This window comes from Mesorhizobium sp. WSM4884, from assembly GCF_029625675.1.
In the GTDB taxonomy this organism is placed as follows: domain Bacteria; phylum Pseudomonadota; class Alphaproteobacteria; order Rhizobiales; family Rhizobiaceae; genus Mesorhizobium.
Genome location: NZ_JARTVO010000028.1, coordinates 1 through 15355, shown reverse-complemented (window position 1 = coordinate 15355; position 15355 = coordinate 1). Strand labels below are relative to the sequence as shown.

General features: G+C 62.8%; 14 protein-coding genes. 9 read left to right on the top strand and 5 right to left on the bottom strand.

Annotated elements, in window-relative coordinates; translation table 11 throughout:
- The first annotated feature begins 139 nt into the window (after window positions 1-139).
- Window positions 140-1321, top strand: coding sequence for a porin (locus P9236_RS28120; RefSeq protein ID WP_278077885.1), 1182 nt, complete (start codon window positions 140-142; stop codon window positions 1319-1321).
- Window positions 1322-1508: 187 nt separating this feature from the next.
- Here the strand turns inward: P9236_RS28120 and P9236_RS28115 are convergent, their stop codons facing one another.
- A complete protein-coding gene (locus P9236_RS28115) occupies window positions 1509-3185 on the bottom strand; it encodes a tetratricopeptide repeat-containing sulfotransferase family protein (protein WP_278077884.1) in 1677 nt (558 codons plus the stop codon).
- Between the two features lie 232 nt (window positions 3186-3417).
- Here P9236_RS28115 and P9236_RS28110 point away from each other — a divergent pair, with 232 nt between their 5' ends.
- Complete coding sequence (locus tag P9236_RS28110; protein ID WP_278077883.1) at window positions 3418-4530, top strand: pyridoxal phosphate-dependent aminotransferase; 1113 nt, start codon at window positions 3418-3420, stop codon at window positions 4528-4530.
- Between the two features lie 60 nt (window positions 4531-4590).
- Here P9236_RS28110 and P9236_RS28105 read toward each other — a convergent pair whose 3' ends face one another.
- The gene (locus tag P9236_RS28105; RefSeq protein WP_278077882.1) at window positions 4591-4794 is read right to left on the bottom strand and encodes a hypothetical protein; all 204 of its coding nucleotides are present in this window, start codon (window positions 4792-4794) and stop codon (window positions 4591-4593) included.
- A 429-nt stretch (window positions 4795-5223) separates the two neighbouring features.
- Here P9236_RS28105 and P9236_RS28100 point away from each other — a divergent pair, with 429 nt between their 5' ends.
- From P9236_RS28100 to P9236_RS28090, 3 genes are all read left to right on the top strand, one after another.
- On the top strand, window positions 5224-5505 hold the full coding sequence (locus tag P9236_RS28100) for an acylphosphatase (RefSeq protein ID WP_278077881.1): 282 nt from the start codon (window positions 5224-5226) through the stop codon (window positions 5503-5505).
- An 82-nt stretch (window positions 5506-5587) separates the two neighbouring features.
- Window positions 5588-6238, top strand: a complete 651-nt coding sequence (locus P9236_RS28095) for a TetR/AcrR family transcriptional regulator (RefSeq protein ID WP_278077880.1) — start codon at window positions 5588-5590, stop codon at window positions 6236-6238.
- A gap of 47 nt (window positions 6239-6285) precedes the next feature.
- Window positions 6286-7449 (top strand): isovaleryl-CoA dehydrogenase, encoded by a 1164-nt coding sequence (locus P9236_RS28090; protein WP_278077878.1) that lies wholly within the window; start codon window positions 6286-6288, stop codon window positions 7447-7449.
- Between the two features lie 17 nt (window positions 7450-7466).
- Here the strand turns inward: P9236_RS28090 and P9236_RS28085 are convergent, their stop codons facing one another.
- Entirely contained in the window at window positions 7467-7871 is a 405-nt protein-coding gene (locus tag P9236_RS28085; RefSeq protein ID WP_278077877.1) for a hypothetical protein, read from the bottom strand.
- 230 nt (window positions 7872-8101) lie between these two features.
- On the opposite strand from P9236_RS28085, the gene P9236_RS28080 reads away from it, so the two are divergent.
- From P9236_RS28080 to P9236_RS28070, 3 genes are all read left to right on the top strand, one after another.
- Window positions 8102-9709: a carboxyl transferase domain-containing protein gene (locus P9236_RS28080; RefSeq protein WP_278077876.1), complete on the top strand. Its 1608-nt coding sequence runs from the start codon at window positions 8102-8104 to the stop codon at window positions 9707-9709.
- A 2-nt stretch (window positions 9710-9711) separates the two neighbouring features.
- Window positions 9712-10233 (top strand): O-acetyl-ADP-ribose deacetylase, encoded by a 522-nt coding sequence (locus P9236_RS28075; RefSeq protein WP_278077875.1) that lies wholly within the window; start codon window positions 9712-9714, stop codon window positions 10231-10233.
- A gap of 321 nt (window positions 10234-10554) precedes the next feature.
- On the top strand, window positions 10555-12519 hold the full coding sequence (locus P9236_RS28070; RefSeq protein WP_278077874.1) for an acetyl/propionyl/methylcrotonyl-CoA carboxylase subunit alpha: 1965 nt from the start codon (window positions 10555-10557) through the stop codon (window positions 12517-12519).
- Between the two features lie 146 nt (window positions 12520-12665).
- On the opposite strand, the gene P9236_RS28065 is transcribed toward P9236_RS28070, so the two are convergent.
- Together P9236_RS28065 and P9236_RS28060 are read right to left on the bottom strand one after the other, a co-directional pair.
- A complete protein-coding gene (locus P9236_RS28065; protein ID WP_278077873.1) occupies window positions 12666-13787 on the bottom strand; it encodes an ABC transporter substrate-binding protein in 1122 nt (373 codons plus the stop codon).
- Window positions 13788-14157: 370 nt separating this feature from the next.
- On the bottom strand, window positions 14158-14424 hold the full coding sequence (locus P9236_RS28060; RefSeq protein ID WP_278077872.1) for a sel1 repeat family protein: 267 nt from the start codon (window positions 14422-14424) through the stop codon (window positions 14158-14160).
- A gap of 437 nt (window positions 14425-14861) precedes the next feature.
- On the opposite strand from P9236_RS28060, the gene P9236_RS28055 reads away from it, so the two are divergent.
- Entirely contained in the window at window positions 14862-15203 is a 342-nt protein-coding gene (locus P9236_RS28055; RefSeq protein WP_278077871.1) for a DUF2147 domain-containing protein, read from the top strand.
- Window positions 15204-15355 lie beyond the last annotated feature (152 nt).

Here is a 15355-nt window from a genome sequence, read left to right as displayed (position 1 = left end):
TGTGACATTCGCAATGCTCTGTCGTGACTCCGCAGATCTGCATCATTTTCCGAAAAAATATAGCAACATCAATCAATTGCCGTAAGAATGCCTGCCTCAGGTTCAGCTCTTCCGTTCGATTCTGACTGGAGGTCAGAAAATGAACATCAAGAGCCTTCTTCTCGGCTCAGCTGCGGCCCTGATCGCAGTTTCGGGCGCCCGCGCCGCCGACGCGGTGACCGTCGCCGAGCCGGAACCGGCTGAATACGTCAAGATCTGCGACGTGTACGGCTCGGGCTACTTCTACATCCCCGGCACCGAGACCTGCCTGCGCATCGGCGGCTATGTCCGCTACGACATCGGCATCGGCGACGTCGGCTCGTTCGACGGCGCGAAGTCGGTCGATCATCAGGACGGCGACGTGCACAGCACGTTCTTCAAGCATGCCCGCTTCACGCTGAAGACCTGGACCGGCCAGGAAACCGAGCTCGGCACGTTGAAGACCTACACCGAGACTCGCTTCAACTTCGGCAACAACAATCGCGGCGCCTCCTTCAATCCGGTCACGGGAGGCTATGTCGACAATCCGGCGGGCAACAAGAACGTCTCGCTGAATTTCGCCTGGATCCAGCTCGGTGGCCTGCGCGTCGGTAAGGACGAATCGGCCTTCGATACGTTCATCGGCTATGCCGGCAACGTCATCCAGGATACGCTGGTCCCCTATGGCGACTTCGACACCAACGTCGTCCAGTACTACTTCGATGCCGGCAACGGCTTCTCGGCGGTGATTTCGCTGGAAGAAGGCGCAGGCACTGTCGGCACGATCGATAGCTATGTTCCGCATATCGTCGGCGGCGTGAAGTACACGCAGGGCTGGGGCGCCATCACCGGCGTCGTTGCCTACGACAGCAACTACGAAGAAGTCGCCGGCAAGGTCCGCCTCGACGTCAACGTCACCAACGAATTGTCATTGTTCGGCATGTTCGGTTACGGCAGCGACGACAACCTGAACGACCCGACGAACGTCATCGACGCCCGTGGCCGCGGCTTCTACAAGATCTGGGGCGGCAACTGGGCATTCTGGGCCGGCGGCACCTACAAGTTCAACGAGAAGACCTCGTTCAACCTTCAGGTGTCGGGTGATCAGGACAAGAATTATGGCGTGGCGGCGAACGTCGCCTACGATATCGTTCCCGGCTTCACGGTCACAGCCGAAGTCGACTATGATCACTTTGGCAAGTTTGATCAGTGGAACGCCGATCCTACCTCGACCGTCAACTTCACCGGTGCGGACAAGAAGAACAGCGTCGGCGGCCTGCTCCGCTTCCAGCGCTCGTTCTAACGGGCTTTGCCCGATCGAAATCGGCCCGGCGGGCAACCGCCGGGTTTCTTTTTCGCTTCCAGCACCCGGGCAGCGTTTGCGTAAAGCGCTGCATTCGGCGCGATCGCCGGAATTGCAAGCTATCGGAGCCTTGGAGGCTGAGCACTCAGCGCAGGGAGCGCTATGGCTCAGCACGAATTTCTACTGGTCAAACCTCGGCAAGATCTCCCAACGCGTCGATCAGAGCCTGGATCTCGCTCTCGTAATTCTTCCATCGCTTGACTGACGACTTGTAGATCGGCTGGCGGACCTGCCAACGGCTGAAAGTATTTACCGAGCCATCCCTTTCAAAAAAGCGCAAGCAGGCATTGTCCCAGGGCAGCCCGAGATAATCTATAAGACGGCGGGACTGCGCCTCCTGGTCTTCGATCAGAGTCTCATACCGGTTTTCGAAGATGCGCCCCGGAAGGACCTTGCTCCAGTGTCGCATTAGACGATCATATTCCCTGTAGTAGAGCCCGAGAGTCTGAAGATCGCTGCTGTAGCTGTGTGCTTCGTTGAATGGCAGGACGAAACAGGAGATGCAATTGTCGATGGCATCGCGGCGGCAATGAATGATGCGCGCGTTGGGAAACAGAATGCCAATCAGGCCGATCAACTCGAAATTGTGAGGCATCTTGTCCACTATTCGAAGCGCAGCGGGACTTCGCTCGCGGAGATAGGAAAGGTGCTCCTCGGCCAAAGTCCTGGTCAGCTCCGGAGTAATCGTGGCGACCGATTTGCCGAGGTTTGCTTCGGAGCCGTCCTTGAGGGCTATCGCATTGGCTATTCGTCTGAGCTTGCTGAGCTCACCAGCGCCAAGAACATCAGGGTGGCTGGCGCAAATCTGCTCGGTCAGCGTGGTGCCCGAGCGAGGCATGCCGACTATGAACACAGGCACTTCCGACGGATTGCCATGAACGGCCAATGAAGCCACCAGTTCGGGCGTGAACGTCTCGATCATGGCGTCGACCCAGCTACGGTAGCTTCCCGGGTCAAATGTTTGACCCCTGGCCTGATTCCCTTGCTTGAAGTGGTCCATCGCCTCCTTGTAGCGGCGGAGGTCGTTGAGAACCTTTCCGGCGGCGTGATGGAGCGCTGCCGCCCCCGCCGACCCATGATCCAGGTCTCGAAGCTCGGCTAGGATTGCCGCAAGCTCCGGCGGCTCTTCCGTGAATTTGCGGGTTTGCACAAGCGCGTTGTAGGCAGCCGGTACCGCGATGCGTTGTTCTATCGCCTCTTTTAGATGAAGCGCTGCTTCGTCCATACGGCCAAGACTTGCGAGTGCAGCGGGCAGCCCGAGCCGGGCCACAGGATGATCTCGGTCGACTTTCAGCGCCTTCTCAAAGAGCGACAGCGCCATTTCTCCCTTGTCGAACGCCTTGTAAGCATCGCCCAGGGCGCAAAGAGCTTCCACCAGATCCGGCTTCAAGGCCAAGGCCTGCTGAATGTGCCTGATTGCCGGCGTAAATTCGCTGAGCTTCAGGTAGGTCTCACCGAGGCTAAGGTGGTAATATGGATTTCGCGGCTCCTCTGCGACCGCACGGGCAAAATATCGCAGTGCCTTCTCGTTATCGTATCCGATGCCGAGGGTTCCCAGGATGTAAAAGGCCAGCGGATGGTTTGGCGTACGCGCCAGGACCTTGAGGCAGAGTTCCTCGGCCTCCGGCAGTTGCTCGGCTGCTTGCAGCTCGAGTGCCTGCCTCAGCAGCATATCGTCGGCCTGATTGCGGGGTGGGCCGGCCTTCAGCTGGGCTTTGGGTGGTGCAGCTTTCGGCGCTACCGCCCTCGCCGAGGGCTGCGTCTTGAGGTGCTTTGCCCAGGCGGGCGGTAATCGGTTGCTCATCCTGCCTCGCTAGCAAAAGCGGGGAGGAGAATCCAGCGATACGTCGTCCGCGTCGAATTCGGAGGCGACAGCGGCGTCCGCCGCTGCGTTCACCAGTCCCATGCAAGCGGCACACCTCTCAACAGCTGGCACCGGGTGCCGGTCAAGCCAGACAATTTCAGCTTGTCACCCAACTTGCACCCACCCTTCGCGCACGCTAGCAAGAGACCTCGTCTCAACCGAGCCCTTTGCCATGCGCCAGCGCCCTCTCCTTACGCCGATCATCGGCGCGCTTCCCACCACGGTGCCGTTCGTCGGGCCGGAGGCGCAGGAGCGCGAGCGCGGGCGGCCGTTCCGCGCCCGCATCGGCGCCAATGAGAGCAGCTTCGGTCCCTCGCCGCGCGTGATTGCCCGCATGGAAAGCGTCGCGCGCGACCAGTGGATGTATTGCGACCCCGACAATTTCGACCTCAAGGTCGCGGCGGCCGCGCATCATGATGTCGGCGTCGAGAACGTCGTCGTGGGCGAAGGCATAGATGGGCTGCTCGGACTGATGGCGCGCATGTATGTCGCGCCCGGCGACGCGGTGGTGACCTCGCTTGGCGCCTATCCGACCTTCAATTTTCACATCGCTGGCGTCGGCGGCCGCCTGGTGACCGTGCCTTACGCCAACGACAGGGAAGACCTCGACGGACTTCTCGCGGCAGTGGTCAGGGAAAAGGCGCCGCTCGTCTATCTCTCCAATCCGGACAATCCGATGGGGAGCTGGTGGGAGGCGCCGGAGATCATCCGCTTCATCGAGGCGCTGCCGGAAACCACCATGCTGGTGCTGGACGAGGCCTATGGCGAACTGGGACCGGCCTCGGCGTTGCCGCCGATCGACGTCACGCGGCCGAACGTGGTGCGCATGCGCACCTTTTCCAAGGCTTACGGGCTGGCCGGCATCCGCTGCGGCTATGCGGTGGCGGAGGCTGAGGTGATCCGCGACTTCGAGAAGATCCGCAACCATTACGGCGTCAGCCGCATGGCGCAGATCGCCGGCCTCGAGGCGCTTGCCGACCAGGACTATCTGAATTCGGTGGTGGCGCGCGTGGCCGCCGGGCGCCGACGCATTGCGGCGATCGCCGAGGAAAACGGGCTGACGCCGCTGCCCTCGGCCACCAATTTCGTCACCATAGACTGCGGCAGCGACGGCGCTTTCGCGCTGAAGGTGATGCAGGGGCTGCTGTCGCGCGACGTCTTCATCCGCAAGCCGATGGCGCCACGGCTCGACCGCTGCATCAGGGTCAGCGTCGGCCTCGACCACGAGCTCGACATCTTCGCCGAGGAATTGCCGGGCGCGCTTGCCGCGGCGCGAGGGAACTGAAGAGCATTAGGGCCGCAGCATCGGCATGAGCCGCGCGGGCATCTGCAGTTCTTGCGCTTTTTATGATTTTTCCAGCAGGCGCGTTACGCGCTTCAGCGCATCCGAAAGCGCCAGGGCTTCCTCATCGCCGAGCTTGTCGGTCAGGCGGGCAAGGTCGCGGATCGTTCCAGCCTCGAGGTCGGCCAGCGCGGCCTTGCCGCGCGGCGTGAGCGACACGAAGGATAGCCCGCCTTCGGGGTCAGCATGTATCCCAGCCAACCCCATAGCGATGAATTCCTAAGGATTCTCAGAACGCAGACGGGCGCGAGCCGCAGCTCGCCGGCCAGTTCCGACGCTATCGGCGCAACATCGAGATGAAACATCCGCGCCAGGAGGCCGGCCTCGCCGCCGGCCGTTAAGGGCCTGCGGTCAAGCTCGAACAACACGCGAGCCTCGGTCAGCGTGTAGGGGCTCTGGATCAATGTCTCATCGAGCAGTCCAACGAGGCCGGTGTAGAACCGGTTGAAGCGACGAATCTCGTCAACCAGGGCTTCGTGAGGCATGCAGACCTCCCCTCAGAGACATTTGCGCCATCCGACAATTCTCCTTCAACTTGACCAAGTCAACTATTTAATTGACGAAGTCATTCGCCTTTCATGGCCGTTGCATTTGATCCGCGCTGCTCCAGATTGATGAGGATACTGGAGCTTGGCAATGCAGGGCGAACAACGGGCTGTCAGGGCGTGCATTTTCGGTACGGTGCAAGGCGTCAGCTATCGCGTCTGGATGCGGAGCGAAGCCATGCGTCTCGGGTTGACGGGATGGGTGCGCAACGAGCGCGACGGCTCGGTCACAGCGCTCGTCGCCGGCGCAGACGCCGCAGTCACCGCCATGATCGAGCGGCTTTGGCAAGGGCCGCGGGGCGCGCTGGTCTCGAAGGTCGAGATCGAGGAAGCCTCGGATGATGCGCCAGCCGACTTCAGGATTGTCGCCTAGGCCAGGTATCTCTCTTCTGGAGGGAGATTCGACCCTTGAATTAATTGAACGTTCGTTTTATTAATGCCGCCAGAGGCGAAATATGGCGCGCACCACGGGTTCCGACGGAGAAAAAACCGAGGCGGCCGTCCGCGAAGCGGCGGTCAGCCTGATTGCACGCCTCGGCTACGAGGCGATGTCGATGCGGCAGTTGGCGGCCGAAGTCGGTGTGCAGGCCGCCGCGCTCTATCGCTATTTCCCGACCAAGGAAGACCTGTTGTTCACGCTGATGCGCGAGCACATGGAAGGCCTGCTGGACGCCTGGAACACGGCGCGTCCGGCCACACTCGATCCCGCGGCGCGGCTTGCCGCCTATGTCGAGAACCATATCGCCTTCCATATTGAGCGGCGCCATGCCACCCATGTCTCCAACATGGAATTGCGCAGCCTCTCGCATGAGCGGCTGACGCAGATTCTCAAGCTGCGCACCGCCTATGAGAAGGAGCTGCGTGCGATCCTGCGCGACGGCGCAGAGGCAGGCGTCTTCGAGATCGACGATGTCGGGCTCACCGCCATGGCGCTGATCCAGATGATGACCGGCGTCATCGTCTGGTTCCGGCCGGGCGAGCGGCTGTCGATCGCCGAGGTAACGGCATCATATCTTTCGATGACAATGCGCCTGGTCGGCGCGAAGATTGACGCCTACGGCGCGGCGCGTCCCTTCGGACGCGCAAGGGACGCTGCAGCACTTTGAATTTTGCGCATGATCCTTTTTCGGGGTCATGCGCGGGGAGGAACGGCATGTACACGAATACGCTGAACTTCGGACTCGATGCCGATATCGAGGCGCTGCGCGATACGGCAAGGCGTTTCGCGCAGGACAGGATCGCGCCGATCGCGGCCGAGATCGACCGCTCCAACGAATTCCCGGCGCATCTGTGGAGAGAGCTCGGCGCGCTCGGCCTGCTCGGCATCACCGCCGATCCGGATTTCGGCGGCAGCGGCATGGGCTATCTCGCACATGTTGTGGCGATGGAAGAGATTTCGCGCGCTTCAGCCTCGGTCGGCCTCTCCTATGGCGCGCATTCCAATCTCTGCGTCAACCAGATCAACCGCTGGGCGACGCCGGCGCAGAAGGAGAAGTATCTGCCCGATCTTTGCTCGGGCGAGGCGGTCGGAGCGCTGGCAATGTCGGAACCCGGCGCCGGCTCCGACGTGGTGTCGCTGCGCCTGCGCGCCGAAAAGCGCAATGACCGCTATGTGCTCAACGGCTCGAAAATGTGGATCACCAACGGACCGGACGCCGAGACGCTGGTGGTCTACGCCAAGACCGATCCGGAGCGCCATTCGCGCGGCATCACCGCCTTCATCATCGAGAGAACTTTCGCCGGTTTTTCGGTGGCGCAGAAGCTCGACAAGCTCGGCATGCGCGGCTCCAACACCGGCGAACTCGTCTTCGAGAATGTCGAGGTGCCGTTCGAGAATGTGCTGCATGAAGAAGGGCGCGGTGTCGAAGTGCTGATGTCGGGTCTCGACTATGAACGCGCAGTGCTTTCCGGCGGGCCGATCGGGCTGATGGCGGCCTGTCTCGACGTGACGGTGCCTTATGTGCATGAGCGCAAGCAATTCGGCCAGTCGATCGGCAGCTTTCAGCTGGTGCAGGGCAAGCTAGCCGACATGTACACGACGATGAACGCCGCGCGCGCCTATGTCTACGCCGTGGCCGCCGCTTGCGACCGCGGCGAGACCACACGTAAGGACGCCGCCGGCTGCGTGCTGTTTGCCGCCGAGAAGGCGACGCAGATGGCGCTCGACGCCATCCAGCTGCTCGGCGGCAACGGCTACATCAACGATTATCCGACCGGACGGCTGCTGCGCGACGCCAAGCTCTACGAGATCGGCGCCGGCACCAGCGAGATCCGCCGCTGGCTGATCGGCCGCGAGATCATGGCGGAGGGGGTGTGATGTCCCCCTCCGCCATCTCAGCCGAAAGCCTTGGGCAGGTCGTCGGTTGGCTTGGCGACGATCTGATGCGCATCGCGCCACAGAATCTCACGTTGGCGCCGCGACGTGATCGAACGCACAGGCAAGCCGCCCTCCTCGATCAGCCAGGCGCAATAGCGCGCACGGCTGATGGCTTCCCTGGCGTCCGGGTGGAACCAGCAGATACCCCAGATCGAATTTCGCCGCTTGAAATGCCGGCCAACCCGACCGGGAAAGGGCAGATGCTGGTTGAACCAGTCGAACTGATCCTCAAGCTCACCATGAATCCAGTCAGGGCATCCGTTCCGGTGCAGATACCCGGACGCATGAAAAAAGCCGGTCTCCACCCGGCTCTTCGGATGGATCAGCGGCGTTACAAACCGCACATACATGACGACACCCACGACGCTGGCCAGCGTCGTGTTCCTGTTGTTCAAATTCGGGACGTGGAAAGCCGCCCTTCGGCGGCGTCAGGCCATGGCCGAAGGGAGACATCTGGTGAAGTGCATATGCATGCCTTTCATCATCGCCTCCTGAGTGTGTCGCTCATACAAAAGATGCCACGCTTGGCACGCAGCATTCGGGCGTGGGCTGTTACACCGGTTCCGTTGCGGCATCAAGAGGTGTGAGGAACGTGACTACACTGCAAACACAAATCTCCCCCTCCTCCGACAGCTTCCGCGCCAATGCCGAGCGCATGCGGGCGCTGGTCGACGATATTGCCGAGAAGGCGGCGGGCATCGAGCGCGGTGGCTCGGACGAAGCGCGCGAGCGCCACCAGGGCCGCGGCAAGCTGTTGCCGCGCGAGCGGCTGGCGCAGCTGCTCGACACCGGCTCGCCCTTCCTCGAGGTCGGCCAGTTCGCGGCATGGTCGATGTATGGCGAGGACATCCCGGCGGCCGGCATCATCACCGGTATCGGCCGCGTCGAGGGCACGCAGGTGATGGTCGTCGTCAACGACGCCACGGTGAAGGGCGGCACCTATTATCCGCTAACCGTGAAGAAGCATTTGCGCGCGCAGGAGATCGCGCTGCAAAACAACCTGCCCTGCGTCTATCTGGTCGACAGCGGCGGCGCCAATCTGCCCAACCAGGACGAGGTCTTCCCGGACCGTGAGCATTTCGGCCGCATCTTCTACAATCAGGCCAACATGTCGGCGGCGGGCATCCCGCAGATCGCTTGCGTCATGGGTTCCTGCACGGCGGGCGGCGCCTATGTGCCGGCGATGTCGGACGAGACGATCATGGTACGCAACCAGGCGACCATCTTCCTCGGCGGCCCGCCACTGGTGAAGGCCGCCACCGGCGAGGATGTCAGCGCCGAGGAACTCGGCGGCGCCGATGTCCACACCAGGCTTTCCGGTGTCGCCGACCACTACGCGATGGACGACGAACACGCCTTGGCCATTTGCCGGCGCATCGTCAGGAGCCTGAATCGAAACAAGGCCGTAAGCCTGAACTTGCAGAAACCTGTACCGCCGCTTCACGACCCGCATGAACTCTACGGCATCGTGCCGACGGATTTGCGCCAGCCCTATGACGTGCGCGAGGTGATCGCACGTCTCGTCGACGGTTCCGAGTTCGACGAGTTCAAGCAGAACTACGGCACGACGCTGGTCACCGGCTTTGCCCATCTGCACGGCATGCCGGTCGGCATCCTCGGCAACAATGGCGTGCTGTTCTCGGAAAGCGCGCTGAAGGGCGCGCATTTCATCGAGCTGTGCTGCCAGCGCGGCATTCCGCTGATCTTCCTGCAGAACATCACCGGCTTCATGGTGGGCAGGAAATACGAGGCCGGCGGCATCGCCAAGGACGGCGCCAAGCTGGTCACGGCGGTTGCCACGGCCCGCGTGCCCAAGCTTACCGTCATCATCGGCGGCTCGTTCGGCGCCGGCAATTACGGCATGTGCGGGCGCGCCTATTCGCCCCGTTTCCTATGGATGTGGCCGAACGCGCGCATTTCGGTGATGGGCGGCGAGCAGGCGGCGACCGTGCTCGCCATGGTCAAGCGCGAGGGCATCGAGCGCAAGGGCGGGCAATGGAGCGCCGAGGAGGAAGCGAAGTTCAAGAAGCCGATCCTGATGAAATACGAGCATGAGGGCCACCCGCTCTATTCCTCGGCAAGGCTCTGGGACGATGGCATCATCGATCCGGCGAAAACGCGCGAGGTGCTGGCGCTCAGCCTTTCGGCTGCGCTCAATGCCGGGATCGAAGAGACGAAGTTCGGCGTGTTCAGGATGTGACGATGAACGGCGTCAGTGACAGGATCCGGGTCCACACCGGCGACATCACCAGGCTCGCGGTCGATGCCGTCGTCAATGCCGCCAATTCCTCGCTGCTCGGTGGCGGCGGCGTCGACGGCGCCATCCACCGCGCCGCAGGGCCTGAGCTTCTCGCCGAATGCCGGACGCTGAACGGTTGCAGCACTGGCAACGCCAAGCTGACCAAGGGCTATCGGTTGCCGGCGCGCTATGTCATCCACACCGTTGGGCCAGTCTGGCAGGGCGGCGACAGGAGCGAGGCCGATCTGCTCGCCTCCTGCTATCGACGCTCGCTCGAAATCGCCCGCGACCATGACTGCCGGACGGTCGCTTTTCCGGCGATCTCGACCGGCATCTATCGCTATCCGAAGGACGAGGCGACCGAGATCGCCGTTGCCACCGTGAGCGGCTTCCTGCGGCAAAATAAGATGCCGGAAGTCGTTACTTTCTGCTGCTTCGATGAAGCGACGGCGGCGCTATACCGGCACGCCACTAGGGAAAGCTGACCTTATGGGCCAAGAGATTGCGCAAGAAACCTCGCTCTGCGTGGAGCACTCCCTTGGTAAGGGAGAGGTCCATCGTGTTGGGCGAATGCCTGCCCGGAGAGGCTGGCGGGACAGCACCCCCCTCTGGCCTGCCGGCCATCTCCCCCGCAAGGGGGGAGATCAGCAGCTTCGCCCTTGCGCAATCCTTCCAACGCTGGAGATTGGCGAAAGTCGTCGCGACAGCCAATCTCCCCCCTTGCGGGGGAGATGTCCGGCAGGACAGAGGGGGGTGCACAAGCGCCGTGCTTCTCCCTCGGTTCGGACCTTGCTCGAGGAGGCTCCATGTTCGGCAAGATCCTGATCGCCAATCGCGGCGAGATCGCGTGCCGCGTCATCCGCACCGCGCGCAAGCTCGGCGTACGCATTGTCGCGATCTACTCGGATGCCGATGCCCGCGCCTTGCATGTCGAGATGGCCGACGAAGCGGTGCATATTGGCCCCTCACCCGCCGGCGAAAGCTATCTGCGCGGAGACACGATCATTGCCGCGGCGCGCGCCATCGGCGCCGAGGCGATCCATCCCGGCTACGGCTTCCTGTCGGAGAACCCCGACTTCGTCGACCAGGTGACGAAGGCCGGGCTGGTCTTCATCGGGCCGTCCGCCGCCTCGATCCGCGCCATGGGACTGAAGGACGCCGCCAAGCGGCTGATGGAAAAGGCCGGCGTTCCGGTGGTGCCTGGCTATCACGGCGAAGGGCAGGAGATCGTGCTGCTCGCCTCCAAGGCGCGCGAGATCGGCTATCCCGTGCTGATCAAGGCGCGCGCCGGCGGCGGCGGCAAGGGCATGCGGCGTGTCGACCATCCGGACGATTTCTCGGAGGCGCTGTCCGGAGCGCGGCGCGAGGCCAAGGCCGCCTTCGGCGACGACCGCGTGCTGGTGGAAAAATACGTCGACAAGCCGCGCCATATCGAGGTGCAGGTGTTCGGCGACAATTTCGGCAATGCCGTGCATTTGTTCGAGCGCGACTGCTCGGCGCAGCGCCGCCACCAGAAGGTGATCGAGGAGGCGCCCGCCCCCGGCATGACGCCTGAATTGCGCGAGGCGATGACGGAAGCGGCCGTCACTGCCGCCAAGGCAATCAACTACTCGGGCGCCGGCACGGTCGAATTCATCGTCGACGCCTCCGCGGGGCTCATGCCCGACCGCTTCTGGTTCATGGAAATGAACACGCGGCTCCAAGTCGAGCATCCCGTCACCGAAATGGTCACCGGCGTCGATCTGGTCGAATGGCAATTGCGCGTCGCTTCGGGTGAAAAGCTGCCGAAGACGCAGGACGAGATCGTGCTTGCCGGACATGCCTTCGAGGCGCGCCTCTACGCCGAGGACGCATCGAAAGGCTTCCTGCCCGCGACAGGAACGCTGCACCATTTGAAATTCCCGGACGCCTCGCACGCGGGCACCGCCATGCGTATCGAAACCGGCGTGCGGGCCGGCGATGCGATCTCGCCCTTCTACGACCCGATGATCGCCAAGCTGGTGGTGCGGGCCAAGGACAGGACCACGGCGCTTGGCGCGCTGCTCGACGCCCTTGCACGGACGGAAATTGCCGGCTCGACCGTCAACACCGCCTTCCTCGCGGCACTCGCCGCCGACGCCGATTTCGCGGCCGGCGATGTCGACACCGGCCTGATCGGCCGTCATCAGGATGCTCTCGTCGCCGTTGCCGCGCCAAGCGATGAGGCAATCGCTGCGGCGGCGCTGGCGGCGACCGATGCGGGCGCGCCCAGCCCGGCCGCCGATCCATGGTTCGCGCTCGCGGGTTATGCGCATTTCCATACGCTCGCGCGCCGCATCCGGCTGCGCTTCGGCGAGGAGAACATACTGGCGCGCGTCTCGGCACGACCGGACGGCCGCTTCCAGGTGGCGCTGGAGGCGCCGCATGACGCGATCAATTCGCACGACCTCAGGAACTTACCGCGCACCGCCCGCTGGCCGGGCCATGTCACCGTGTTCGAAGGTGCGGCCGGCCACACCTTCGCGGTTCCCGACCCGCTCGCCAAGGCGGACGAGGCCGCGGCCGCTTCGGGTAGCCTGCGCGCCCCGATGCCGGGGCTGGTCAAGCTGGTGCGCGCGGCCACGGGCGATGCCGTGATCAAGGGCCAGCCGCTGTTGATCCTCGAGGCGATGAAGATGGAGCACACCATCGCGGCCCCGCATGACGGGGTGGTCGCCGAGATTGCGGCCGAGGGCGCACAGGTGAGCGACGGCACGGTGCTGGTGCGGTTTGTCGAGGACGGCCAAGGCTGAGGCGGCTGTTCGCTTTGGGTCGCCAGCGCAACAAATAGGTAGGACGGCAGGACAGAGGGGGGCGCCGTAGAGCGCCAGCGTCGGTTAGCCGGCAATAAGAAATGGCCGGGATGTACCCGGCCATCTCCGTCTGTATGCGGAAGCGATTACGGCTTGATCGGCGCGTATTTGCCGTCGTGCCACTGGTTGATGTCGTAGCTGGCGTTCTTCAGATCGCCCTTCTCGTCGAAGATGACGTCGCCGACCACGGTGCTGATCGGCTTGCCGTCCTTCAGCGCCTCGGCGACCTTGCCCGGATCGTCGGTGCCGGCGCGCTTGATACCTTCGGCAACGGCCTGGATCACGGCATAGGAGAACAGCGTGAAGCCTTCCGGGGTAAAGCCGCCGGCCTTGATCTTGGCGACCGCGTCCTTCGCTTCCGGCTTGGCCTGCGGATCCGACGGGAAGACGAACATGGTGCCTTCGCCGGCCGGACCGGCGACCTGCCAGAATTCCGGCGATGCGATCGAGTCCGGCATGATCAGCTGGAACTTGACGTTCTGCTCGGCCGACTGGCGCAGGATGAGGCCGGCTTCCGGGTGATAGCCGCCGAAATAGACGACGTCGGCCTTGAGCTGCTTCAGCTTGGTGACCAGAGCCGAATAGTCCTTTTCGCCGGCATTGATGCCTTCGTAGTCGACCTCCTTAAGGCCGCCGGCATTCATCGTCGCCTTCACGGCATCGGCAACGCCCTGACCGTAGGCGCTCTTGTCGTGCAGGATCACGATGTTCTTGCCGGCAAATTTCTTGGCGATCCAGGGACCGATGAAGGCGCCCTGCGCATCGTCACGCGTGTAGAGGCGCATGATCGTCGGCCAGCCGGACTTCGCCGCGGCGTCGGTCAGCACCGGGTTGGACGAGGCCGGGCTCATCATCAGCGTGCCGGCTTCGGCATAGACCGCGGAGGCCGGGATGCTCGAACCCGAGCAGGCATGGCCGTCGACGAACTTGACGCCGTTGGCGACGATGCGGTTGGCAACCGACACCGCCTGCTTCGGGTCGCACTGGTCGTCCTCGATGTCGAGCTTGATCTGGGAGCCGTTGACGCCGCCGGCCGCGTTGATGGCGTCGGCGGCGGCCTGCGCGCCCTGCTTGAACTGGTCGCCGATCGTGGCGAGCTGGCCGGTCATCGGGCCGACCACCGAAATGGTGATGTCATCGGCGAAGGCAACCGATGCGCTCATCATCAGGCCCAATGCGGCCGCGCTCAAAATACCTAATCTTTTCATGACAATATGGACTCCTCCACTTGCGCGCGGCCGCCCGGCCGCGCTTGTTCCACAGAGCCGGGACAATTTCACCCTTCGCCGGAACTGTCGAGAGGACAGTGCAACCGGATTTGGTTCATTTTGGAGAGGATTGCTTGGGCCAAGCCGCGATGAAAGCAGGAGGATCGTGAAATGCAAAAAGCCGCGCCGGCCTTGTTCCGGCCGGTCGCGGCTTTTTGCAGTCGAGCTTCCCCAGCGCCCCCCGCGCCTGAACCCGCTCGCTTCCCTGTTTTGTCGCACGGCTTGGTTCGTTGACCTGCCGCGTTCTCTCTCGTTATTTGCTGACCGTCTTTTCGCGGCCTTGTCCCCTGAAGACTCTTGGCCCGCAAGATCAGTGCATCGTCATCCATTCGCGCGCTTCGCGCAGCGCCTTGGCGATATCGGCCTTCGACATCGTGGCCGACAGTTCCGAGCGCAGCTCCGCGGCGCGGGCCGAGCCCTTGATCGCGGCGATGTTGAACCATTTGTGGGCGGCGACGACGTCGGTCTCGCAGTCGCGGCCGGTCGCATACATCATGCCCAGTTCGAAAAGAATGTCGGCCTGGGCAGTTGCCCCCATGGCGCCGAAGCCGTCTTCAAGCATTTCAAAACGTGCCATTTCAATCCCCTGTCTGCTCCCGAGAGCTGCCTCCTTCTGTCCCCTGAAATCCCTCGGGACGGGCCGCTCTTTCGATGCTTTCGAGGATGACGGCTCGCCTTGAATTCGTCGTTAAATGGCTTGCTTAATTTGAAGAAAACAAAGCTAAAACAAGAGGTAAACGCGAAAAACTGTTAAGCATAGGAATGGCGCAATTCCGCCTCTTTGCGCTAAATTCGATGAAAATTTCAGGCGCCGGAATCAAGACTTCGCTAACCACGGAAACCGAAGCCTTTTTCGCCACCCGTTTATTTTCAAGGTCCCGCGCGGCCAAAATCCTCGCAACCTTCCCTGGCGGCACCGCTTTCGTTTTGGCGGCGGCTGGATTAGCTTACGTTTGCGTAAGGGGCGGAGAGGCGGAGCGAGTCCCGCCGGAACCTGTAGGGAGGAGGACAGATATGTTTCGAAAAGTAAGCCTGGCCCTGGCGGCTACCCTGATCATCGCAGGCGCCGCGTCGGCCGATCCGATCGAAGGCAACTGGAAGACGCAGGCCGGCTCGACCGCGGCGATCGCCGGCAGCGACTCGTTCTCGATCACGCTGAAGTCCGGCAAATATGCCGGCAAGACCATCGGCTCATTCAAGGCAGCCGGCGACAACAAATACACCGGCACCATAACCGATCCGGAAACCGACAAGACCTATTCCGGCAGGGCGACGCTTTCCGGCGCCTCGCTCAAGATGAGCGGCTGCGTGCTGGGCGGGCTGATCTGCAAGAGCCAGACTTGGCACAAGCTCTGATCGCCGTACAGCTGACGATGCAAACGGGGCCTGCCAGGCCCCGTTCAGACTGCTGACAAACCCCTGGCTTTTGCCGGGGGTTTTTGATTCACTGGGTCATGTTGAAGCGACCCACCCCCGAACAGACCGCGCTCGAGATGGTGACGTTGGAT

Bases quoted from the DNA above. Each gene is read 5' to 3' on its own strand.
- P9236_RS28120 (WP_278077885.1), top strand. From the start codon at position 140: ATGAACATCAAGAGCCTTCTTCTCGGCTCAGCTGCGGCCCTGATCGCA.
- P9236_RS28115 (WP_278077884.1), bottom strand. From the start codon at position 3,185: ATGAGCAACCGATTACCGCCCGCCTGGGCAAAGCACCTCAAGACGCAG.
- P9236_RS28110 (WP_278077883.1), top strand. From the start codon at position 3,418: ATGCGCCAGCGCCCTCTCCTTACGCCGATCATCGGCGCGCTTCCCACC.
- P9236_RS28105 (WP_278077882.1), bottom strand. From the start codon at position 4,794: ATGGGGTTGGCTGGGATACATGCTGACCCCGAAGGCGGGCTATCCTTC.
- P9236_RS28100 (WP_278077881.1), top strand. From the start codon at position 5,224: ATGCAGGGCGAACAACGGGCTGTCAGGGCGTGCATTTTCGGTACGGTG.
- P9236_RS28095 (WP_278077880.1), top strand. From the start codon at position 5,588: ATGGCGCGCACCACGGGTTCCGACGGAGAAAAAACCGAGGCGGCCGTC.
- P9236_RS28090 (WP_278077878.1), top strand. From the start codon at position 6,286: ATGTACACGAATACGCTGAACTTCGGACTCGATGCCGATATCGAGGCG.
- P9236_RS28075 (WP_278077875.1), top strand. From the start codon at position 9,712: ATGAACGGCGTCAGTGACAGGATCCGGGTCCACACCGGCGACATCACC.
- P9236_RS28070 (WP_278077874.1), top strand. From the start codon at position 10,555: ATGTTCGGCAAGATCCTGATCGCCAATCGCGGCGAGATCGCGTGCCGC.
- P9236_RS28065 (WP_278077873.1), bottom strand. From the start codon at position 13,787: ATGAAAAGATTAGGTATTTTGAGCGCGGCCGCATTGGGCCTGATGATG.
- P9236_RS28060 (WP_278077872.1), bottom strand. From the start codon at position 14,424: ATGGCACGTTTTGAAATGCTTGAAGACGGCTTCGGCGCCATGGGGGCA.
- P9236_RS28055 (WP_278077871.1), top strand. From the start codon at position 14,862: ATGTTTCGAAAAGTAAGCCTGGCCCTGGCGGCTACCCTGATCATCGCA.